The organism is Cyanobium sp. ULC082, from assembly GCF_977927535.1.
The window spans coordinates 1-19,150 of sequence record NZ_OZ376397.1 but is presented as its reverse complement, the minus strand read 5'-3'; the positions used below and the strand labels follow the sequence as shown (position 1 = coordinate 19,150).

Annotated in this window: 24 protein-coding genes and 1 pseudogene; 12 read left to right on the top strand and 13 right to left on the bottom strand. The window is 68.1% G+C overall.

Features of this window, described 5'->3' with window-relative positions; translation table 11 throughout:
- Positions 1-52: 52 nt before the first annotated feature.
- A complete protein-coding gene (locus tag ACXMDY_RS00125) occupies positions 53-1,237 on the top strand; it encodes an NAD(P)H-quinone oxidoreductase subunit H (RefSeq protein ID WP_259702830.1) in 1,185 nt (394 codons plus the stop codon).
- Positions 1,234-1,494, top strand: a pseudogene (locus tag ACXMDY_RS00120) (DUF2752 domain-containing protein); the annotation flags it as partial. The gene ACXMDY_RS00125 and the pseudogene ACXMDY_RS00120, both read left to right, overlap by 4 nt.
- A gap of 201 nt (positions 1,495-1,695) precedes the next feature.
- Here the strand turns inward: ACXMDY_RS00120 and ACXMDY_RS00115 are convergent.
- Positions 1,696-2,412, bottom strand: coding sequence for a hypothetical protein (locus tag ACXMDY_RS00115; RefSeq protein WP_259702829.1), 717 nt, complete (start codon positions 2,410-2,412; stop codon positions 1,696-1,698).
- A gap of 227 nt (positions 2,413-2,639) precedes the next feature.
- Here ACXMDY_RS00115 and ACXMDY_RS00110 point away from each other — a divergent pair, with 227 nt between their 5' ends.
- Positions 2,640-3,107, top strand: coding sequence for an acyl-CoA thioesterase (locus tag ACXMDY_RS00110; RefSeq protein WP_259702828.1), 468 nt, complete (start codon positions 2,640-2,642; stop codon positions 3,105-3,107).
- 14 nt (positions 3,108-3,121) lie between these two features.
- On the opposite strand, the gene ACXMDY_RS00105 is transcribed toward ACXMDY_RS00110, so the two are convergent.
- The 5 genes from ACXMDY_RS00105 to menA form a co-directional block, all read right to left on the bottom strand.
- Positions 3,122-4,408: an AMP-binding protein gene (locus ACXMDY_RS00105; RefSeq protein ID WP_259702827.1), complete on the bottom strand. Its 1,287-nt coding sequence runs from the start codon at positions 4,406-4,408 to the stop codon at positions 3,122-3,124.
- Between the two features lie 66 nt (positions 4,409-4,474).
- On the bottom strand, positions 4,475-4,657 hold the full coding sequence (locus tag ACXMDY_RS00100) for a hypothetical protein (protein WP_259702826.1): 183 nt from the start codon (positions 4,655-4,657) through the stop codon (positions 4,475-4,477).
- Positions 4,657-4,923, bottom strand: coding sequence for a TM2 domain-containing protein (locus ACXMDY_RS00095; RefSeq protein ID WP_259702825.1), 267 nt, complete (start codon positions 4,921-4,923; stop codon positions 4,657-4,659). The genes ACXMDY_RS00100 and ACXMDY_RS00095 overlap by 1 nt, the downstream gene beginning before the upstream one ends.
- 176 nt (positions 4,924-5,099) lie before the next feature.
- Positions 5,100-6,131 (bottom strand): o-succinylbenzoate synthase, encoded by a 1,032-nt coding sequence (locus ACXMDY_RS00090; RefSeq protein ID WP_259702824.1) that lies wholly within the window; start codon positions 6,129-6,131, stop codon positions 5,100-5,102.
- Complete coding sequence (menA, locus tag ACXMDY_RS00085) at positions 6,113-7,075, bottom strand: 2-carboxy-1,4-naphthoquinone phytyltransferase (RefSeq protein ID WP_259702823.1); 963 nt, start codon at positions 7,073-7,075, stop codon at positions 6,113-6,115. Before menA ends, ACXMDY_RS00090 begins: the two co-directional genes overlap by 19 nt.
- A gap of 74 nt (positions 7,076-7,149) precedes the next feature.
- Here menA and ACXMDY_RS00080 point away from each other — a divergent pair, with 74 nt between their 5' ends.
- On the top strand, positions 7,150-8,577 hold the full coding sequence (locus ACXMDY_RS00080) for an isochorismate synthase (protein WP_259702822.1): 1,428 nt from the start codon (positions 7,150-7,152) through the stop codon (positions 8,575-8,577).
- On the opposite strand, the gene gshB is transcribed toward ACXMDY_RS00080, so the two are convergent.
- Positions 8,549-9,535, bottom strand: a complete 987-nt coding sequence (gene gshB, locus ACXMDY_RS00075; protein ID WP_259702821.1) for a glutathione synthase — start codon at positions 9,533-9,535, stop codon at positions 8,549-8,551. The two genes, ACXMDY_RS00080 and gshB, sit on opposite strands and share 29 nt — an antisense overlap.
- Before the next feature lie 2 nt (positions 9,536-9,537).
- The gene (grxC, locus tag ACXMDY_RS00070; RefSeq protein WP_259702820.1) at positions 9,538-9,801 is read right to left on the bottom strand and encodes a glutaredoxin 3; all 264 of its coding nucleotides are present in this window, start codon (positions 9,799-9,801) and stop codon (positions 9,538-9,540) included.
- A gap of 103 nt (positions 9,802-9,904) precedes the next feature.
- Between grxC and prfB the strand changes: the two genes are divergently transcribed.
- The 6 genes from prfB to ACXMDY_RS00040 all read left to right on the top strand — a co-directional run bounded on the left by prfB (position 9,905) and on the right by ACXMDY_RS00040 (position 13,815).
- Positions 9,905-11,030 (top strand): peptide chain release factor 2 gene (gene prfB / locus ACXMDY_RS00065; RefSeq protein ID WP_259702819.1). Its coding sequence is split into 2 segments (ribosomal slippage): positions 9,905-9,979 and positions 9,981-11,030, totalling 1,125 coding nucleotides; the frame shifts between segments, so codons are not numbered across the junction.
- A gap of 119 nt (positions 11,031-11,149) precedes the next feature.
- A complete protein-coding gene (locus ACXMDY_RS00060; protein WP_259728122.1) occupies positions 11,150-11,299 on the top strand; it encodes a DUF3285 domain-containing protein in 150 nt (49 codons plus the stop codon).
- A gap of 24 nt (positions 11,300-11,323) precedes the next feature.
- The gene (gene ybeY / locus ACXMDY_RS00055; protein ID WP_259702818.1) at positions 11,324-11,866 is read left to right on the top strand and encodes an rRNA maturation RNase YbeY; all 543 of its coding nucleotides are present in this window, start codon (positions 11,324-11,326) and stop codon (positions 11,864-11,866) included.
- A 109-nt stretch (positions 11,867-11,975) separates the two neighbouring features.
- Positions 11,976-12,386 (top strand): diacylglycerol kinase family protein, encoded by a 411-nt coding sequence (locus ACXMDY_RS00050; RefSeq protein ID WP_259702955.1) that lies wholly within the window; start codon positions 11,976-11,978, stop codon positions 12,384-12,386.
- A gap of 23 nt (positions 12,387-12,409) precedes the next feature.
- Positions 12,410-13,006: an anthranilate synthase component II gene (locus ACXMDY_RS00045; protein ID WP_259702817.1), complete on the top strand. Its 597-nt coding sequence runs from the start codon at positions 12,410-12,412 to the stop codon at positions 13,004-13,006.
- Between the two features lie 86 nt (positions 13,007-13,092).
- Entirely contained in the window at positions 13,093-13,815 is a 723-nt protein-coding gene (locus tag ACXMDY_RS00040) for an MBL fold metallo-hydrolase (RefSeq protein ID WP_399244416.1), read from the top strand.
- 36 nt (positions 13,816-13,851) lie between these two features.
- Here the strand turns inward: ACXMDY_RS00040 and hemN are convergent, their stop codons facing one another.
- Entirely contained in the window at positions 13,852-15,270 is a 1,419-nt protein-coding gene (gene hemN / locus ACXMDY_RS00035) for an oxygen-independent coproporphyrinogen III oxidase (protein ID WP_259702815.1), read from the bottom strand.
- An 80-nt stretch (positions 15,271-15,350) separates the two neighbouring features.
- On the bottom strand, positions 15,351-15,962 hold the full coding sequence (locus tag ACXMDY_RS00030) for a biliverdin-producing heme oxygenase (RefSeq protein ID WP_457767244.1): 612 nt from the start codon (positions 15,960-15,962) through the stop codon (positions 15,351-15,353).
- Between the two features lie 264 nt (positions 15,963-16,226).
- On the opposite strand from ACXMDY_RS00030, the gene ACXMDY_RS00025 reads away from it, so the two are divergent.
- Both ACXMDY_RS00025 and ACXMDY_RS00020 read left to right on the top strand, forming a co-directional pair.
- Positions 16,227-16,583: a hypothetical protein gene (locus ACXMDY_RS00025; protein ID WP_259702813.1), complete on the top strand. Its 357-nt coding sequence runs from the start codon at positions 16,227-16,229 to the stop codon at positions 16,581-16,583.
- Positions 16,584-16,819: 236 nt separating this feature from the next.
- Positions 16,820-17,119 (top strand): Mo-dependent nitrogenase C-terminal domain-containing protein, encoded by a 300-nt coding sequence (locus tag ACXMDY_RS00020; protein WP_259702812.1) that lies wholly within the window; start codon positions 16,820-16,822, stop codon positions 17,117-17,119.
- 12 nt (positions 17,120-17,131) lie between these two features.
- Here the strand turns inward: ACXMDY_RS00020 and ACXMDY_RS00015 are convergent, their stop codons facing one another.
- The 3 genes from ACXMDY_RS00015 to ACXMDY_RS00005 form a co-directional block, all read right to left on the bottom strand.
- Positions 17,132-17,812 (bottom strand): long-chain fatty aldehyde decarbonylase, encoded by a 681-nt coding sequence (locus tag ACXMDY_RS00015; RefSeq protein WP_259702811.1) that lies wholly within the window; start codon positions 17,810-17,812, stop codon positions 17,132-17,134.
- Positions 17,799-18,530, bottom strand: coding sequence for a glycosyltransferase family protein (locus ACXMDY_RS00010; protein WP_259702810.1), 732 nt, complete (start codon positions 18,528-18,530; stop codon positions 17,799-17,801). The genes ACXMDY_RS00015 and ACXMDY_RS00010 overlap by 14 nt, the downstream gene beginning before the upstream one ends.
- Positions 18,527-19,150, bottom strand: a 624-nt coding sequence (locus tag ACXMDY_RS00005) for an acyl-CoA desaturase (RefSeq protein ID WP_457767243.1), incomplete at its 5' end; no start/stop codon positions are given. The genes ACXMDY_RS00005 and ACXMDY_RS00010, both read right to left, overlap by 4 nt.

Below are 19,150 nucleotides of genomic sequence, written 5' to 3'. Positions count from 1 at the left end.
TGCAGCGATCCCTTCCTAAGATCCGACGATTCCGCCTGTCCCTCCCGGCGCCATGACGCAGCTCGAAACGCGCACCGAGCCGATGGTGGTGAACTTCGGGCCTCACCACCCTTCCATGCACGGGGTGTTGCGGCTGGTGGTCACCCTCGACGGCGAGGACGTGGTGGATTGCGAGCCGGTGATCGGCTACCTGCACCGCGGCATGGAGAAGATCGCCGAAAACCGCACGAACGTGATGTTCGTGCCCTACGTGAGCCGCTGGGACTACGCCGCCGGCATGTTCAACGAGGCGATCACGGTGAACGCCCCTGAGCGGCTGGCCGACATCCCGGTGCCGAAGCGGGCCAGCTACATCCGGGTGCTGATGCTGGAGCTCAACCGCATCGCCAACCACCTGCTCTGGCTTGGCCCCTTTCTGGCGGATGTGGGCGCCCAGACGCCGTTTTTCTACATCTTTCGCGAACGGGAGATGATCTACGACCTCTGGGAAGCGGCCACCGGTCAGCGGCTGATCAACAACAACTATTTCCGCATCGGTGGCGTGGCGGCCGATCTTCCCTACGGCTGGCTGGAGAAATGCCTCGACTTCTGCGACTACTTCGGCCCGAAGATCGATGAATACGAAAAACTGATCACCAACAACCCGATCTTCAAGAAGCGGATTCAGGGTCTCGGTGTGATCAGCCGCGAAATGGCGATCAACTGGAGCCTGTCGGGGCCGATGCTGCGGGCATCCGGCGTGCCCTGGGATCTGCGCAAAGTGGATCACTACGAGTGCTACGACGATTTCGAGTGGGACGTGGCAACCGCCAGCGAAGGGGATTGCTATGCCCGCTACCGGGTGCGGATCGAGGAGATGCGCCAGTCGCTGAAGATCCTCAAGCAGGCCGCCAAGGCCATCCCCGGTGGCCCCACCGAAAATCTGGAGGCCCGCCGAATGCTGGAAGGCAAAGGCGGTGAATCATCCGGTTTCGATTTTCAGTACATCGCCAAAAAAGTGGCTCCCACCTTCAAGATTCCCGGCGGAGAGCTCTACGCTCGACTGGAATCCGGCAAAGGCGAACTCGGCGTATTCATCATCGGCAACGACGACGTGACCCCCTGGCGCTGGAAGATCCGCGCCGCTGATTTCAACAATCTGCAGATCCTCCCTCACATTCTCACCGGCGCCAAGGTGGCCGACATCATGGCCATTCTCGGCTCGATCGATGTGATCATGGGTTCGGTGGACCGCTGAGAGGGCTTCGCCGGAACCGGTCTGTTTTTCTGAGCAGGCTGCAGGCTTCGGGCTATCTGGCCCCTGCCCTGCTCACCGGTTACCTGGGCCTGAAGGCTTTTCACCCCCTTCTGCCGGGGTTCAGTTGCCCCTTTCGGGCGATCAGCGGCATTCCCTGTCCCACCTGCTTCCTCACCCGATCCATCGCGGCCAGCCTGCGCGGTGACCTGGCTGAATCGCTGTCGCTTCATGCCCTCGGACCGATCGCCGCCGTTGGGCTGATCGTCTGGTCGGCGCAGGCCATCCACACCCGAAGGCTCGTGCCCAGGGGCCTGAAAACCTGGCATGGCGTGCTCGCTGCCGCCGTGCTGCTGGCCTACTGGCTGGCGCGGCTGGTCCTCACCTACGGCCTTGGCCTCAACGCCTTTGCCAAGGGCTGAATCCAGGGGGAAGCACCCGGGGAAAACCCTTCTGGCGGATCAGAGCGAGGAGCGGATCAGGCCTTTGGCGTAGGCGGCGTTCTGCAGGTAGAAGGTGCTCACCGGAACAGCCACCAGCGCCCCCAGGCCACAGGTGAACAAGGTGATCGCCACGACGATCAGCCAGACGAGCAACTGCAGACCGGCGAAGGAGCGGCCCTCGGAGCTTCGGTAGACCACCTGAAACGAGGACGAGAAGGCCTCCAGAACTGGGGCCTCCGTGTTGAAGATCCTGTTCACGTAGATCGGGCCGGTCAGGGCGATGGCGATGCCGGGGAGGATGCAAAGAACCAGCCCAACTCCCATGGCGAAAGAGAACAGAAAGCCTGCAAGCAGATACCGCCAGGGCCGCCTGAGCAGGGTTTTGAAGGCTTGCCGCACGGTGATGATCTCACCGGTGGCGTAATGCATCGCCGGCACGGCGATCAACAGCACACTAACCAGGCTGGAGAGAATCGAGAAAGGGAGCTGGCCGATCTGTCCAAGCAAAAGGCCAATGGCTGCGGCGCTGTCAGCCTCAGCGCCACCGGCCGCGGCAAGGCCCAGCATCGAGGCGAGGAAATAAACCAAGGCACCAAGGGCGCTGACGGCGATCGACACCACCCAGATCAACAGGATGGCTGGGAAGTGGGCCAGAAAGGCTGCCCAGGCTTTGTTGATCGAGGGCTGGCCAGGTTCGATGCGATGGTCGGTGAGTTCTTCCAATGCTCCTGTCACGAATGGGTTGAACAAGAACTCAAGATAGGTTGAATATCAACTTCAAAAAAATGGATCCCGCCTGTCGCAACAATGATTGGATCAAGCGACGACGGACTGGGCGCGGGCAAGGGGCAGACTAGATTATGGAAAGCCTGAGGGTTTCCGCCTGGATGAATGGGTTAATCAGCACCAACCTCGACACAAACATTCATCCGTTGAGGCGGCCTCTTGAGCCCGGAAACACCTTGAGCGACGTCACTCCCTGGCTGGTGCTGGACCGCACCGTCCGCTTCGGCGACACCGATGCCGCTGGCGTGATGCACTTTCACCAACTGCTGCGCTGGTGCCACGAGGCCTATGAGGAAAGCCTGGAACGATTCGGCATTCCCGCTGCCGACCTGTTCCCCAGTCCGACCGGCAGCGTGGCTGTGGCACTGCCGATCATTCATTGCAGCGCCGATTTTCTGCGGCCGATCGTCTGTGGTGATCGCCTTCTGGTGCGGCTGACTCCCCAGCAGCTCGATCCGGGACGCTTCGAGGTGGGCTATTCCTTTCTGCGCGGCAGCGGCGAGGGTCAGGAAGTGGCGCGGGGCCTCACCCGACACCTGGCCATTGCCATCGGCAATCGGCGCCGTTGCCCCATGCCGGCCGCAATCGAGCGCTGGCTGCAGCAATCCGGCGGGCCTGCGGCCGTTGCGGCTGGGCAGGCATGAAGGCCCGCTTCGGCTCAGGAATCGGTGGTTCCCTGCCCGTCGAGCCGATCCAGCCAGGCCCGCCAACGGTTCAGCTCCCATTTGCCCAGGGGGTTGCGCTCCAGTTCCAGGCAGGGAACCCAGCGCCAGGGTCGCTGGGCCGGCGGCAGGGCACGGGCGACTGCCACCAGCTGATCGAGCGCTGGTTCACCGCTGCCCTCCGGGCGGAAGAGGGCCACGAGCCGCCCTCCCCACTCCGCATCGGCCACAGGCAGCAGGAGCAGCTCGGCGATGCCGATCCCGGCGCGGCGGAGCCGTGGCTTGAGTTCCTGCTCCACCCGGGCGGGAAACACGGTTTCGCCACCGCACTGGATAGCGCCATCGAGGCGGCCGAGGATCTGCAGCCCGGCCCCGCTCAGCCCGATTCCCCGCCATGCGCAGACATCCAGCCGGCCCGCATCGCCACTGCGCCACCAGCCCCCAGGGCCGGCAAGCGGTTCCAGTCCTGATCCATCCGCCCGCAGGCAGCCCGGGCTCAACCGGGCCGTGCGCACCTCGATGGCACCGGCGGCAGTGAGGCGAAGCTCCACGTCGGCAAGGGCCTGGCCGCACCCCTGCTGGCCCGCCAGAAACGCCTGGGGGCAAAGGGCCGTCACCATCGCCGCCGTTTCCGTGGCCCCGTAACAGGGCGCCAGCCGAATCCCCGCCTGCCGGGCGGCGGCCGCCAGGGACGCCTCCAGGGCGGCACCTCCCACCCAGATCACAGCGAAGCCAGCCAGCCAGTCCACACCGGCCGGATCGGCCAGCAGCCTTTGGAGCTGGGTGGGCACCAGGGAGAGCAGCGCCTGGCGATCCGCAGGCAGGACCACCCGGGCGGCCAGCTCGCCGGGATGCCGCATCAGCGCAGGCGAAAGCTCCTGCAGCGGAACCCCCCACTGGCGGCTGCGCACCAGCGGCAGCAGGCCGCTGACATGGTGCAGCGGCAGGGGATTGACCAGCAGGGTGCCGGCTGGATCGATCCCGATGGCGCGCAGCCAGGTGCCGGTCGCCTCGGCCGACTGGCGCAGGTGCTCCAGGGGCTGAAGGCACCAGCGCCGCCCGCCGCTGCTGCCGCCGCTGCCGATCAGCACGGCGGGGCCCCAAAAGTGCCAGGGATCTCCTTCCAGGGGCAAAGCTTTGGCCAGGGCGTTCCGCTCTTCAGGCCGCGCCAGGGCAACCACGGCCCCTTCCCCCCAGAGCCACTCCAGTTCGTCGGTCTGGTCCCCAGGGCCGGTGGCCGTGACAACGGAGCCGCCGCCCAACCAACGCACCGCCGCCGTCATGTCAGGTTGCCCCCCAGACCCGCTGCGGATCCTGGCTGAGCAGCGAGGACCCGGCCTGGCACCGGGCTAGCGACCGAAGACCCATAGCAGCCCCGCCAGCTGGAGAGGCAGCAAAGAGGCGATCAGGGCGAGGGGATGGAGGGAGCCCAGCGCGAGCCCGGGGGCCAGGCTGACGCTGGCCACACCGCCCACGCCGAGCACCACAAGCAGCAGGGCTCGACGGACAGAACCGGCGCGGGGCTTCGCCATCAGAACCACTCCTTCTGGGCGTCGATGTAGGTGGCCTTGAAATCCTTGGGAGTGGCAGCGAGATAAACAATGCCTTCGATCAAGCCGATCACACCCATCACGAAGCCGCCAAAACCGCAGGTGAGCACGGTGACGAGCGGCATGATGATGCCGGACCTGGTGTAACCGAGCATGAACTTGTGAATGCCCAGCGAACCGAGAAAAAGCCCCAGGAGCCCTGCGACCAATTTCTTATTGGCGATTTCGGAATCGGTCAGGTCAGCCATCGGTGGCATTCAACGCGCACCCTCTTTAGCGGGGTTCGGGATTGATTCCATGCTGTTGCCGCAAGCATTCATGCCTGCGTGGCCGGCCCACTTGCGAACGCAGCCTCGTAGAGCACTTCAATTCTGAAGGACATCGGCTAGTCGATCAGGCGTCACAAGCGATGGCCTCCCTCGCGTCACAGGCCGGCGCCAGCGGCCTGCCACACGGTTTCCGGATCTGTGGCGCACAACCTTGACGCCAGCTGCCAGCCGGGCGCCAGGCCGGGGGCGGTGGGGGTGGCACCCCGGCTCTGCAGCGCCGCCAGATGCCCCACCATCCGCCCTGCGATGCCGGTTTCGAAGGCCGTGCTCAGCACCACCGCAACGGCACTGGCGCTGGCACCGCCGCAGCACAGTTGCAACGCCGCCAGCAGCGGCCGGGGATCCCCTTCCACTGCCGGTCGCCGCACCTGCCAGCTCGGCCAGTGGCGTCGCAGAGCTGGATCGACCTGCAGCGACTCATCCAGGGCAACCGGCACCCGCCGGGCCAGCTCCTGCAGACCGGACAGGTCGCCGGGAGCCAGGGGCTGCTCCAGCCATTCCAGGCGCGGATCCTCCGCCAGCCGCTCGGCCCACTGCCAGACCGTGGCGCGGTCCCAGCCGCCGTTGGCATCCAGGCGCAGGCGGCTGTCGGCGGGCAGATGCGCCAGCAGCCGCTCCAGCACCTGCCGCTCGGCCTGATCACCCGCAGCGGCCACCTTCCATTTGCACGTGAGGGGCGTCGCGCCCGTCCGCTCGAGCGCCGCAGCCAGGGCCACCACCGCCGCCTCCCCCGCCGGCAGGAGCACGGCGGAGGTGGGCGCCGCCAGCCAGCCGCCCGCGGCCGCGCCCACCAGCCCATCGGCTTCCGCCAGGGCCAAGCCGAGCGCGAAAGCCAGCTCGGGCGGCAGGGAAGGCAGCGACGCCTCCAAGGCCTGTCGAGGCAAGACGCTGCCGAGGCTCTCGATCGCCGCGGCCAGCTGGCGGTAGTGCCCTTGGGCGAGGGCTGGGCTGAAACACAGCGGCGCCGCCTCTCCCCAACCGAGGCCGGCGGGGGCTCCCAGGCGATCGGCCTCCAGCCGCAGCAGCCAGCCGCGCTTTTCGGTGAGGGTGCCCTGGGCCGTCACGAGCGGACGGGCCAGTGGCAGCCGGAACGGCCGCCAGGCCAGCGTCACCAGCGGCTCAGCCATGGCCCCACCGCCAGGCCGCAGGCCAGGCCGAGTCCGTTGAAGGCCTGGAACTTCAGGGCCAGGAATTTGCTGCCACCGATCCGATCCGGGTCGGCGTGGTGCTCCCGCAGCAGCTGGATCAGGGACCGACCCGCCGGCAGGCCGACCACCCCCAGCAGGGCCGTGAGCGGCCAGCGGCCCAGCAGCACCGGCGCCCACTGCAGCGCCAGGGTGAGTGCCACGAACCAGGGCACCAGAGCGGCACCACCGCCGGTGCCGAGCCGCACCACCGGCGAGCGTTTGCCGTGGGCCGCGTCCTCCTCCACCTGATGGAAGTGGGAGCAGAACAGCACCAGGCTGGTGGCCACGGCGGGGCCGCTGCCCAGCAGCAAGGCCTGCCGCCAGGGAATCAGGCCGGCCGGCCCACCGGCCGGCGCCAGCGCCAGCAGGGCGGCGGCGGTGGCGAGCGGTCCGAAGGCCAGCCAGCAGAGCGGTTCCCCCAGCCCCCGGTAACCCAGTCGCAGCGGCGGCCCCTGGTAGGCGTAGCCCACGCCGCAGCAGGCCAGCACCAAGGCCAGCACCGCCGGGCTGCTGCGGGCCGCCACCAGGGCGATCAGCAGCAACCCCAGCACCAGGCAGCCATGGGCCAGCACCGCCACCCGGTCGCGGCGGCCGGTGAGGTTCACCACCGAGTGGGGCTTGCCGAGCCGGTCGACGCCGGTATCGGCATCGAACACATCGTTGGCGAGGTTCTCCCAGGCGAGCAGCAGCACCGCCGCCAGCAGGAAGGCGAGCAGCTGGCCCCAGCGCAACGGCTGGCCCTGGCCCAGCTGCCAGCCCGCCGCCAGCAGCACCGGCATCACCGCCACCGAATACATCGGCCACTTGATCGCCGCCTTCCAAAGCTGACGGCGAGCCGGAGCGGCCGGGGCGTAACGGCTTGCGACGACCTGGGGGCCTGACATGGGCAGCTTGGGCGGTGGCAGGAGAAGGCCCCATACATTTGAGCAGCCTTCACCCCCCGGGCCTGGCAACCGGCATGGTTTCCCCCTCCTTCAGCGAGCTTCTTGACGCCGCCGCCCGGGGGGGCCGGCAGCTGGAAGAGGAAGGCGTGCTGAGCCTCGCCCTGCCCCTGGGTGATTCAGCCGGAGTCCAACGGGGCGATCCCCTGGCCCTGTTGCCCCGGCTCGGGGCGGATCAGCGCTTCCGCTTCCTCTGGGATGGAGCTCCAGGTCTGTGCCTGGCCGCCTGCGGCACCACCCACAGCCTGGAGCTGAGCGGGCCAAAACGCTTCGAACTGGCCCAGCGCTTCAGCGCCGTGAGTCTCAGCCGCCTGGTGTCGGTGCCGCAGTTCTGCCCGCCCCTGGCCCGGCCGCGGATTCTGCTGGCCTTCTCCTTTTTCGACAGCCCCCTGCAGGAGCGGGGCCTCCAGGACGGCGCCGGGGTGGCCGGGGTGCAGGCGGTGCTGCCCCGCTGGCAACTGAGCCGCCAGGGCCGCCACTGCTGGTTGCGGTTGCAGCGCACCCTCGGCGGGGCGACCACCGCCCGTGCGGTGGCGGAAGAACTTTGGGAGCAGGCCCGTGCCCTCGAGCAACCCCTCGACCCTGCCGACCTGCCATCCGCCCTTGAGCGGGGGCCAGGCATCGCCAGCCGCTCCCGCTGGGAACCCGGCTACCGCCAGGCGGTGCAACAGGCTCTGGAGCTGATCGAAGCCGGTTCCCTGCGCAAGCTGGTGCTGGCCGTTCGCCAGCGGCTGCAGCTGGATCGCCCCCTCGACCCGCTCGAACTGCTCCGCCATCTGCGCCTGCACCAGCCCGGCAGCTGCCGCTTTCTGTGGCAGCAACGGCCCGGCGAGGCCCTGATCGGTGCCTCGCCGGAGCGCTTGCTGGCGGTTCGCCAGGGCCAGCTCCGCAGCGATGCCCTCGCCGGCACCGCACCGCTCGGCGAACCGGCTGAGGGGCTGACCGCTTCAGGCAAAGACCGCCACGAACACGAGCTGGTGGTGGAAACCATCACCCAGGTGCTCGCGGAAGCGGGGTTGGCGCCGCGCCGTCCACGCCATCCCCGGCTGGCGCGGCACGGCCAGCTGGTGCATCTGCACACGCCGATCACAGCGATGCTGGGGGAGCAGCAACCGTTGGCCCTGGCCGCGGCCCTCCATCCCACCCCTGCTGTGGCGGGGCTGCCTCGGCGCGAGGCGATGGCCTGGCTGCGCAGCCTCGAAGTGTTCGAACGGGGCCATTACGCCGCCCCGATCGGCTGGATCGACAGCGCCGGTGACGCCGAACTGCGGGTGGCGATCCGCAGTGGACGCCTGTGCGGCGATCAACTGGATCTCACCGCCGGGGCGGGCCTGGTGCGGGGCTCCCATCCGGAGCGGGAACTCCAGGAGGTGGCCCTGAAGCTGGGGGTGTTGCAGCAGCAGCTCAACCTGCCACTCAGTCCTTCAGTAAACGCTCCATGGTGAGATCAGCCAGGGGGATGCCACCCAGCCGCTCGATCTCCCGCACACCGGTGGGACTGGTCACGTTGATTTCACTGAGGCGTCCATCGATCACATCGATGCCCACGAAGAACAGGCCCGCTTCCTGAAGGGCAGGCGCCAGCTCGGAGCAGATCCGCCGCTCCTGATCACTCAGTTCGGTTCGCTCAGGTTCACCTCCCACCGCCAGGTTGCTGCGGAACTCACCGGCCGCCGGCCGGCGATTGATCGCCCCGATCGGCTCGCCGTTCACCAGCAGGATGCGCTTGTCGCCCTCACGGACCGCCGGCAGGAACGCCTGCACCATCACCGGCATCTGCTGCTGCTGGGTGACCAGCTCCAACAGGGCCGCCAGGCCTGGCGCCGCGGCATCGGTGCGCACCACTCCCTGGCCAGCCCGTCCCCCCAGGGGCTTGAGCACCACGGCACCGTGGCGGGCCGTGAAGGCCGCCAGTTGCTCGACGCTGCTGGCCACCAGGGTGGGGGCCATCAGATGGCTGAACCGGAGCGAACCCAGCTTTTCGTTCCAGGCCCGCAGGGCAGCGGGGCGGTTCAGGACCCGCACCCCCCGTCGCTCGGCCAACTCGAGCAGGTGGGTGGCATAGAGGTAGGCCTCATCCACCGGGGGGTCCTTGCGCATCCAGACCCGCGGGAAGTGGTGCAGCGGCAAAACCGTTGCCTCGCCGAGCTCCAGCCAGGGGTCGGGCACCTGCCAGCCATCGGCGGTGGGCTGGATGGCGGCGAGGCTGATCGGCTGAGCGCGCACCAGGGCCTCGGCGCCGGCGGCAGCCAGATCAGCCGGCGTGCAGGCCCACACCTGCTGACCGGCCCGCTGGGCGGCCTGCATCAAAGCCACGCTGGAATCCTTGGACGGCCGGAGCCGGCTGATCGGATCAACGATGAACAACTGGGGTTCGCGAACCCCGGCGGAGCCGACCGCCACCGTCAGGCACCCTGCAACAGGGGATCGAGGCGGCCGGTGCGCTCCAGGCCGTGGAGCTCATCACAGCCGCCGATGGCGAGATTGTCGATGAAAATCTGGGGCACGCTGGTGCGCCCCCCCGCTCGCTCGCCCATCGCCGCCCGCGCCGCATTGTCGCCGTCGATGGCGTACTCCTCGTAGTTCACCCCCTTGCGGTCGAGCAGGGCCTTGGCACGGATGCAGAAGGGGCAGAACCGCCAGGTGTAGATCTCAACTTTCACAGCCATGTTGGCCGCCATTCCGCCTGCCCGTTTCAGTGGAGTCATCCTAGGAGTGACCTGGCAGCGCACCCACTGGTAGCGTCGATTCCATCCTGTTCTGCTCTGCACGGTGCTCGATCTCACCGATTTCAAGCGCGACCTATCCGAGCTCACCGACCGCCTGGGCCATGCCCAGGACTGTCTTTGACGTACCGGCCCTGAACGCGCGTCAGCAGGACCTGGAGCAGCTGGCCTCCCAGCCAGGCTTCTGGGACGACCAGCAGCAGGCCCAGAAGCAGATGCGCCAGCTCGATGAGGTGAAAGCTCAGCTGGAGCAGCTGGGTCACTGGCGGCAGGCGATCGATGATGGCCAGGCCACCCTTGAGCTCTACGGCCTCGAACCCGACGAAGACCTGCTCGGCGAAGCCAATGACGGCCTGCAGAAACTCAAGGGGGACCTGGACCGCTGGGAACTGGAGCGCCTGCTCAGCGGCCTCTACGACAAGGAGGGCGCCGTGATCTCGATCAACGCCGGCGCCGGCGGCACCGACGCCCAGGACTGGGCGCTGATGCTGATGCGCATGTACACGCGCTGGGCCGAAGACCACGGCATGAAGGTGAGCGTGGATGAGCTCTCGGAAGGGGAGGAAGCGGGCATCAAGAGCTGCACGATCGAGATCGACGGCCGCTACGCCTACGGCTACCTGCGCAACGAAAAGGGCACCCACCGGCTGGTGCGGATTTCGCCCTTCAACGCCAACGACAAGCGCCAGACCAGCTTCGCGGGGGTGGAGGTGATGCCAAAGCTCGATGAAGACGTGAAGCTCGACATCCCCGACAAGGACCTGGAGATCACCACCTCCCGCTCCGGCGGCGCCGGCGGCCAGAACGTCAACAAGGTGGAGACAGCGGTGCGCATCCTGCATGTGCCCACCGGCCTGGCGGTGCGCTGCACCCAGGAGCGCTCTCAGCTCCAGAACAAGGAGAAGGCGATGGCGCTGCTGATGGCCAAGCTGCTGGTGATCGCCCAGGAGCAGCGCGCCTCCGAGATCGCCGACATCCGCGGCGACATCGTGGAAGCCGCCTGGGGCAACCAGATCCGCAATTACGTGTTCCACCCTTACCAGATGGTGAAGGATCTGCGCACCGCCGTGGAAACCACCGATGTGCAGGGGGTGATGGATGGCGACCTCGATCCCTTCATCCAGGCGCTGCTGCGCCAGGGTGTGGAGATCGCCGCCGATGAGGCCGCCTGAGCCCCATGGATCCCCTGATGGCCAAGCCCCCGATGCCTGACAGCAGCCCCACGGACGACCGCAGCACTCCCGCTGCCGGTACGGCCGCGCCTGCTGCCAGCCCCGCCGCGCCCACGCCGGTGCCGCCGCCCAGCTTCGTGAAGCTGGCCATGCGCAACATGGTGCGCAAGGGGCGCCAGAGCCTGCTGCACTTCGGGCTCACCGCCGTCGGCTTCAGCGGGCTGCTCTTCCTGCTGGCCTGGTTCGGGCGCCCCACACTGCCGCAATGAGCCGCCCCTGATGAGCCTGCCCAGATGAATCCGATCCCTCTCGATCTGGCCTTCTCGGTGGACGAGGGCCTGGACCCGGCCCTGCTGGGCAGCGCCACCAGCTATGGCGATCCCCTGGCCGGGGCAGCCCTCTGGGAGGGGCTGCTCGGCCGTTGGCTGCGGGAGCTGGAAGCCGACCTGCCGGCCGCGCTGCGGGCTCCTGGCTACAGCCTGGGGCTGAGCCTCTGCGGCGATGCCGGAATCGCCGAGCTGAATGGCCGCTGGCGCCAGGTGGAGGGGCCAACGGACGTGCTGGCCTTTGCCGCCGCGGACGACGCCGGTGTTGGAGCGCCGCCGATGCCGAGGCCTGTGCAAGCCGAACCGGAGCCGCTGGAGCTCGGCGACATCGTGATCTCCGTGGAAACAGCCAGCCGCCAGGCCGCAGGAGCTGGCCAGCCGCTGGAGTGGGAGCTGGCCTGGCTGGCCAGCCATGGCCTGCTTCACCTGCTCGGCTGGGATCATCCAACCGAAGCCCGCCTCAGGGAAATGCTGGATCGCCAGGAGCACCTGCTGAGCTGTGCGCACTGACGGACATACGGGTCAGGACCGGGAATCGGCGGTAGCCTCGGGTTCAGGCTCGAAAGCTCGTCCGGTGACATCGCTTTCTCCATCCAATCAGGTCCCCCTCGTCGACGACATGCAGCCGCGAGGCCGTGGCCGCCGCAGTGGGGCCTGGCGGGTGGCCGGCGATCTTCCGCTCAGCTTTCGCTACGCCCTTCAGGGCTTGGCCCATGGGTTTCTCACCCAGCGCAATTTCCGCATCCATGTGGTGGTGGGTGCGCTTACATTCAGCCTGGGGCTCTGGTTGCACCTGAGCCCCGACCGTCTGGCCGTGCTGGTGCTCACGGTCACAGCCGTGCTGGTGCTCGAGTTGCTCAATACGGCGATCGAGTCGGTGGTGGATCTGGCGATCGGCCGCCGTTTCCATCCCCTGGCCCGGATTGCCAAGGATTGCGCCGCCGCCGCTGTGCTGGTTGCTGCCCTGGCTTCCGTGGTGATCGCTCTGCTGCTGCTGGTTCCTCCCCTGCTGCTGCTGCTTGGCCTTTGATGGGCCAGCGCACCAATCCATGAATGCTGCTTGTTCTCGACAACTACGACAGCTTCACCTTCAACCTGGTCCAGTACCTGGGTGAACTGGCCACTCAGCATCCCCTGGCCGCCCAGCTGCAGGTGGTCCGCAACGATGCGCTTTCCCTCGATCAGATCAGGTCACTGGATCCAGGCGCCATCCTGATTTCACCAGGCCCCGGCGACCCCGATCAGGCAGGAATCTGCCTTGAGGTGATCCGGGAGCTCGGACCGACTGTGCCGATTCTGGGCGTCTGCCTCGGCCACCAGTGCCTGGCCCAGGTGTTCGGCGGCCGGGTGGTGCGGGCAGCGGAACTGATGCACGGCAAAACCTCGCCGGTGCTGCATGGCGGTGAGGGGGTGTTCGCCGGGTTGCCCAGCCCGCTCACCGCAACCCGCTATCACAGCCTGATCGCCGAACGGGAGAGTCTGCCCAGCTGCCTGGAGATCACCGCCTGGCTGGAAGATGGCACGATCATGGGCCTGCGTCATCGTGACCATCCCCTCCTGGAAGGGGTCCAGTTCCACCCGGAGAGCGTGCTCACGGAGTGTGGTCATCAGTTGCTGGCCAATTTCCTGGCCCAGGCGGACCGTTGCTAGGTTCGCGCCACTCCAGGCGCCGAACGGGCGCAGCAGCGCCCATGGCCTCCGTCGCCAAGCCCCCGGCCTTCTCCAAGCTCGCGCTCATGGTCGGGCTGACCGGGGCCTCAGCCACGCTGATCACCGCTGTGGGGCTGGCTGATCCCAGGCCGGCTCTGGCCAGCGGTGGGGTGACGATCACCAGCTACGGCCATGGCGCGCTGCTGATCCAGGGTGGTGGCGCCACGGTGCTGCTGAATCCGTTCAAGGCGGTGGCCTGCGCAGCCGGTCTGGCCGAACCAAGGGTCAAGGCTGATGTGATCCTGGCCAGCAGTCGTCTCCCCGATGAGGGGGCAGCGGTGGCCAGCGGCCCTCTGCTGGTCACACCAGGGTCGTACCGGGTGGCCGGCTTGAAGCTGGAAGGCGTTGCCATTCCCCATGACCGTTTCGGCGGCCGCCGCTTCGGGCAAGCCACTGCATGGCGTTGGAAACAGGGCGGACTTGAGTTCGCCCATCTCGGTGGCACCGCAGCGACGCTCCGCCCGGAAGACCGGGTGCTGTTCGGCCGGCCCGATGTGCTGGTGATCGGGGTCGGTGGGGGAGCCAAGGTGTACACAGGCGTCGAGGCCGCCGCCGTGGTGCGTGAGCTTCAGCCGCGCCGGGTGATCCCGGTGCAGTTCGTGAGTGGCAAGCTGCCGCCCCAATGCGACCAGGGCAGCGTTCAACCCTTCCTCGAAGCCATGGCCGGCGCCCCCGTGCAGCGTCCTGGCCGCACCCTCAGCCTGGCCGCCCCCCTGAGCGATGCCACCACGATCCAGGTGATGCGCTGAAAACCTGCCGAGGCTGAATGGATTGCCCAGATCCGTTCAGATCAATCGGGAACCGCTCGCCCGCAGCCGTTGCCTCGGATCGAACACCGCCGCGATCGTGCGGATCAACCAGCGTCCCTCCGTGCTGACGCGGAAGCCGTTCGCCTCCAGCTGCAGCAGCCCATCGGCCTGCAGCGCCTGCAGATCGGCCCACTCGGCGGCAAAGCGCAGCGGACCGTTCAGCGGCTCAACCGTGGCCTCGCTGTCTCTGTCGTGGCCGGCCTCAGCGTCGCCGCCAAGCCGAGCGAAATCAACGCGAAAATCGCACATCAAGCGCTGAATGATGCGGCGGCGCAGCCGTTCCTCCGGATCCCGCACCACCAGCCCCCGCTCCACCGGCAGCAGGCCGGCGTCGAGCGCCGCCAGGTAGGCCCTCAGATCGCGATGGTTCTGGCTGAACAGGCTGGGGTACTGGCTGATCGCCGTGACGCCGATCGCCAGCAGATCCAGCTCCCCACCGGTGGTGTAGCCCTGGAAATTGCGGTGCAGGCGGCCGGCCCGGGCCGCCACCGCCAGGCTGTCGTCGGCCAGGGCGAAGTGGTCCATGCCGATCGCCTCATAGCCACCGCTGGTGAAGGCGTCATAGGCGCCCTGCAACATCTGCACCCGCTGGCGCTGGCTGGGCAGATCTTCAGCAGAGATCTTGCGCTGCAGCGGCAGTTGCTCGGGCAGGTAGGCGAAGCTGAACAGCGACACCCGATCCGGCCGCAGCTCCTCCACCAGGGCGATCGTGGCGGCGAAGCGCGCCGGCGTCTGCAGCGGCAGGCCGCAGATCAGATCCACGTTCACGCTCTCGAAGCCCGCCTCCCGCATCCAGCCCATCGCCCGCCGCAGCTGATCGGGCGGCATGATCCGGTTCACCGCTGCCTGCACGTCAGGATCGGCGTCCTGAATGCCGAAGCTGATGCGGTTGAAGCCGAGCTGGCGCAGGCCCAGCACCTCGGCGCCGCTGAGGAATTCCGGATTCAACTCGATCGAGGCTTCCAGGTTGGGGTCCAAGTCGAAGTGGCGGGCGATCAGCGCCCACAGCTCCGCCTGCTCCGCCACGCTCAGGTAGTTGGGGGTGCCGCCGCCCCAGTGCAGCTGAGCGAGGCGGCGGCGCTGACCGGCCGCCTGCTGGATCAGCTCCAGCTCCCGGCCCAGGGCCTGCAGGTAAGGGCCCACCACCTTCGAGCCGGCCTGGGTGGTGATCCGGTTGCAGCCGCAATACCAGCAGGCATGGCGGCAGAAGGGGATGTGCACATAGAGAGAGAGGGGCTCGCTGCTGGGCCGGGCCAGCTCCGCCGCCAGCTCGCTGGGGCCCACAGCGGGGTGGAAGCTGATGGCGGTGGGGTAGCTGGTGTAGCGGGGCACGGGCTTGTCGTGCTTCAGCAGCAGCTGCAGCGGGTCGAGGCGGGCAGGCGCGGTGGTGGGCATGGGACGGCAGGAGGGGCAGGAGATGGGGAGGGGGTGATGCGGGGCGGGGCTGGCGGAAGCCGAGGCGGTTGGCAGGACGCTCAGGCCGCCGCCAGATCACCCAGTTCGGCCAGCAGGTGCTGGGTGTCCTGAAAGGCCACCACCGCTTCATCGAGCAGTTCGCCTTCTTCCGCCTCACTCAGATCGAGTTGCTCGAAGGCGTCGTGCAGGGCGGCCTTGAGCACCGGCAACGGCTGATCGAAGGCCCAGAACCGCACGGCCGGCAGGCCGTGGGCCGCCAGGATGGCATTGGCTTGTTGGGCCAGCTGCTGACCGCCGGAGAGGTCGCCGCCATAGCGCACGTACACATGGGCCAGGAAGCGGTGCGGGGCCTGCTGGGCCAGGACCTGCAGATGCTCGAGCCAGAGGGCGGCAGCGGCGGAGCTCGGGGTGGCAGGGGCCGACGCCAGGGCTGCCGCATCGGCGGCGAGGGCGGCGCTGCGGGCCAGGGCCGCCCAGGGGAAATCGATCGCCCCGAGCGCCGCGGCCAGCTCGGGGCCCCGCTGCTCGATCAGGGCGTAGCCCGGACCCAGGGCACGGACCAGGGCCGCCAGTTGCAGAGGCGTGGCCTGACCATCGAGCAGGGCACGCGAGAACGCCATGCCTTCGGCCTGGTGGTGGGCGGCGCCGATGCGGGCATGCAGGCGCCGCACCCGCGGGCCGAAGCCCTGGCGGGCCGCCAGGTCGGCAGGGCTGGCATGGCCTGAGAGGGGTCCAGGCAGGGGGTGGATTCGGGGTGGGAGACCGAAGCGGGGCCCGGGCTGGAGACCGCGGCAGGGAGCGTGGCAGGGAGCGTGGTGGTCATGGCGATGGCAACCGGAGCGAAGGCCCGGCTCATGAATGAACTGCTAAACGATATCGCGCTACCGTTATAAAGTTGTTTCGCCGTTGCGGTTTCGTTGCAACGCCCAGCGCCCATGGCTGCCACCACCTCCAGCCCCCTGACCGCCGCCACCCGCCCGATGCCGATGCTGCTGGCTCCCAGCGGCCAGCTCAGCGACGACGGCCAGCTGCGGGAGCTGATCGCCGAGCGGCGCGACCGCCAGGGGGCCAGCGTGGAGCTCTGGCACCTGCGGCCGGCGCTGCTGGCGGCACTGCTCCCGGAGCTCGCTCCGGGTCTGGAAGCAGTGGTGGCCGGCGATCCAGCCGTGATCACCTGGCTGCAGCTGCGCTTCGGCGGCACGGTGAGCTCCGCCCGGCTGGATCCCCAGCAGCTCCACAACCGGGCCGGAGGCCTGCCGCCGCGGGCGCCTCTGGCAGCGGTGACGCTCTGACGCCCGAGGCATCGGCCCCACCCGTGCAGGGCTCTCTCCGGGCCGCACCCCAGAGCCCTCTCTTTCGCTGCCCTCAGTTCAGGGCCTCCTTCAGGTCCTCCACACCGAGGTGTCCGGCGCGACAGCCGGGCCCTCAGGGCCGTTCGAAGGTTGAAGATGTTTCTGGTTCGCGCCGGATCCCGCCGAACACCAACAGAGCCACCATTTTCTCCTCCCGCTTGCCTGGGGCTGCACCCATGACCCACAGCCCTCTACGGGGAACCAGCCCTGGAGCTCTGATCGATCGGCTCCGCCACTGGCTTGATGGCATCGGGCCGCGATCGCTGCTGCTTGCCCGCCTGTTGGTGCGACTGATCCCGGCCCGCTGCCCATTCGAGCGCAACGTGGTGATCGCCGGCCACAGGCTGCTGCACATCCCACCGCTCTGCCGGATCAACCCCCTGTTCGACCAGCTGATGGCGCTGCGCTTCCGCGCCCTCTGCCGCCTGGAGGCCCAGCACCATCGCCGCCCGCAGGCCCGGCGCCAACCCACTTAGGCAACGGCAAGCTCAGGGACAGGCCAGCGCCGCCAGACGTGCCGCCAGGCGGTTGGCCTGGCGTGGGGTGAAACCGACCGCCTCCAGAGCCGAGCCGAAGCAACCCATGAATTCCCCCACCAGCGCGGCGGGATCGATGCCGATCGCCTCCAGATCGCTGTGGACCTCCCGCAGCATCGTCATCGCCACCGGCACCACCCGCTCGCACCAGCTGGTGATCGACGCCGCCACAGCGGGAAAACGGGCGGCCAGCTGACGCTCGCCGTAGTCGAGGTGTTCGGCCTCATCGGCGAGCACCGCTGCGGTGATCGGTGCGGCGTAGGCATCAGCCACCGGCAGGTAGCAGCGGTAGGCGGCCACAGCGAAGCTTTCCACGATCAGGCACTGGATCACCAGCGCCCCCACCGAGTCCGCGGTGCTGAATGCCTCATCGAAGAGCCCGTGCAGCGGCGCGAACAGCCGCCGCGCCAGGGGCAGATCAGGGCGGACAGCGAGCTGGCGGCCACAGCCCACGAAAGCAACGGCATGGCGGCCCTCCATCGCGGCCAGGCGCCGCAGCTCCTCGCCGTCTTCAGGCAGCATCTGGGCCAGCTTGCGAAAGTGGCGATCGGCCAGGCCCTCGCCCACGATCACGAGGCCGTTGATGCGCCCGTAGGCGTCGCGGTAAGCGGGGGTGAGTTCAGGAACGGGCATGGGCGCCTCCGGTGACGGGAACGGGATCAACCAGCAGCGGCTCGTTCATGGCGGCGCGGGCCGCCAGCCAGCGGTCTGAGGCGGGCATGGTCAGGCAGTCGTCGAACCAGGGGCCGCCCAGGGTGTAATGCAGGATCTTCGGCGTGGCCGGCAGTGGCTGCACCCCCACCAGCACGTTCCATTCCGGCGGCAGGGCGCCGATCTCCCCATCCGCCAGCCAGTGGAACTGGTGCAGCTCCAGGCCTGAGGCGGTGTTCACGTAAGCCGGCGTGAGCGTCGTGCAGCGCGCGCAGTTGAACAGCAGCACCGACGACCAGTTCTTGCGGCCATAGGGCGTCTGGGGCATCCCCTGGAACTTCAGCCCCTCTGCGCAGACGTGCTGGTGCTTCACCAGCTGCACCGCATAGCGCTCGTCGCGCAGGGCCCAGAGCTCGGCGAGATCCGCCAGGCAGAGCATGTTGGCGTCGATGAACAGGGCCCAGCCGCGGTACCCCGCCAGCCAGGGCACCAGAAAGCGGCTGAAGGAGAACTCGGTGCTCTGGCGTGGGTCGCGCTTGCGCTGATAGGCCCCCGCCAGCTGATCAAGCCGCAGCTGGCCGATCAGCAGCGGCAGGCTGGAGCGGGCCTGCAACGAATCGGCGAGCACGTTCACCGCCACCCGCTCGCACGGGTCGTAGCCGATGAACAGGCGCGGAATGTCGGCGATGGCATCCGTCATGGCGAACAGGGCCGCAGCGGTGAAGCGAGACGGATGCGATCAGCCAGCCCCAGGCGATGCAGCAGGCGGATGTGCCACCAGGTGACATCGATTTCCCACCAGCGGAACCCCATCCGGGCACTGCTGGGAAAGGCGTGATGGTTGTTGTGCCAGCCCTCACCGAACGTGAGCAGGGCCACCCACCAGTTGTTACGGGATTGATCACCGCTGGGATAGCTCACGTAGCCCCAGCGGTGAGTGGCGGAATTCACCATCCAGGTGGCGTGGTACACCAGCACCAGGCGCAGAGGGATCCCCCACAGCACCAGGGCCAGTCCGCCGGCACCGGTTGCCTCTCCGAGCCACCAGAGCAGAACGGCCAGGGGCACCTGCAGGAGCAGGAAGTTCCGGTTCAGCCAGCGGTAGTAACGGTTGCGCTGCAGATCCGGCGTGAGCATCACCACCTGACGCTTGGCGGGCACGTCCTTGAGCATCCAGCCGAAATGGCTCCACCAGAAACCCAGATGGCTGTTGTGGTGATCAGCCGGGTCGTCGGAGTGGAGATGATGGTGACGGTGCAGACCGGCCCAGTCGATCGGGCCGTGCTGACAGCTCAGCGTGCCGCAGGTGATGATCACGGC

Coding starts and splice junctions, on each gene's coding strand:
- ACXMDY_RS00125 (WP_259702830.1), top strand. CDS start 53: ATGACGCAGCTCGAAACGCGCACCGAGCCGATGGTGGTGAACTTCGGG.
- ACXMDY_RS00105 (WP_259702827.1), bottom strand. CDS start 4,408: ATGACGGCGGCGGTGCGTTGGTTGGGCGGCGGCTCCGTTGTCACGGCC.
- ACXMDY_RS00100 (WP_259702826.1), bottom strand. CDS start 4,657: ATGGCGAAGCCCCGCGCCGGTTCTGTCCGTCGAGCCCTGCTGCTTGTG.
- ACXMDY_RS00095 (WP_259702825.1), bottom strand. CDS start 4,923: ATGGCTGACCTGACCGATTCCGAAATCGCCAATAAGAAATTGGTCGCA.
- ACXMDY_RS00090 (WP_259702824.1), bottom strand. CDS start 6,131: ATGGCTGAGCCGCTGGTGACGCTGGCCTGGCGGCCGTTCCGGCTGCCA.
- menA (WP_259702823.1), bottom strand. CDS start 7,075: ATGTCAGGCCCCCAGGTCGTCGCAAGCCGTTACGCCCCGGCCGCTCCG.
- ACXMDY_RS00080 (WP_259702822.1), top strand. CDS start 7,150: ATGGTTTCCCCCTCCTTCAGCGAGCTTCTTGACGCCGCCGCCCGGGGG.
- grxC (WP_259702820.1), bottom strand. CDS start 9,801: ATGGCTGTGAAAGTTGAGATCTACACCTGGCGGTTCTGCCCCTTCTGC.
- ybeY (WP_259702818.1), top strand. CDS start 11,324: ATGAATCCGATCCCTCTCGATCTGGCCTTCTCGGTGGACGAGGGCCTG.
- ACXMDY_RS00050 (WP_259702955.1), top strand. CDS start 11,976: ATGCAGCCGCGAGGCCGTGGCCGCCGCAGTGGGGCCTGGCGGGTGGCC.
- ACXMDY_RS00045 (WP_259702817.1), top strand. CDS start 12,410: ATGCTGCTTGTTCTCGACAACTACGACAGCTTCACCTTCAACCTGGTC.
- ACXMDY_RS00040 (WP_399244416.1), top strand. CDS start 13,093: ATGGTCGGGCTGACCGGGGCCTCAGCCACGCTGATCACCGCTGTGGGG.
- hemN (WP_259702815.1), bottom strand. CDS start 15,270: ATGCCCACCACCGCGCCTGCCCGCCTCGACCCGCTGCAGCTGCTGCTG.
- ACXMDY_RS00025 (WP_259702813.1), top strand. CDS start 16,227: ATGGCTGCCACCACCTCCAGCCCCCTGACCGCCGCCACCCGCCCGATG.
- ACXMDY_RS00020 (WP_259702812.1), top strand. CDS start 16,820: ATGACCCACAGCCCTCTACGGGGAACCAGCCCTGGAGCTCTGATCGAT.
- ACXMDY_RS00015 (WP_259702811.1), bottom strand. CDS start 17,812: ATGCCCGTTCCTGAACTCACCCCCGCTTACCGCGACGCCTACGGGCGC.
- ACXMDY_RS00010 (WP_259702810.1), bottom strand. CDS start 18,530: ATGACGGATGCCATCGCCGACATTCCGCGCCTGTTCATCGGCTACGAC.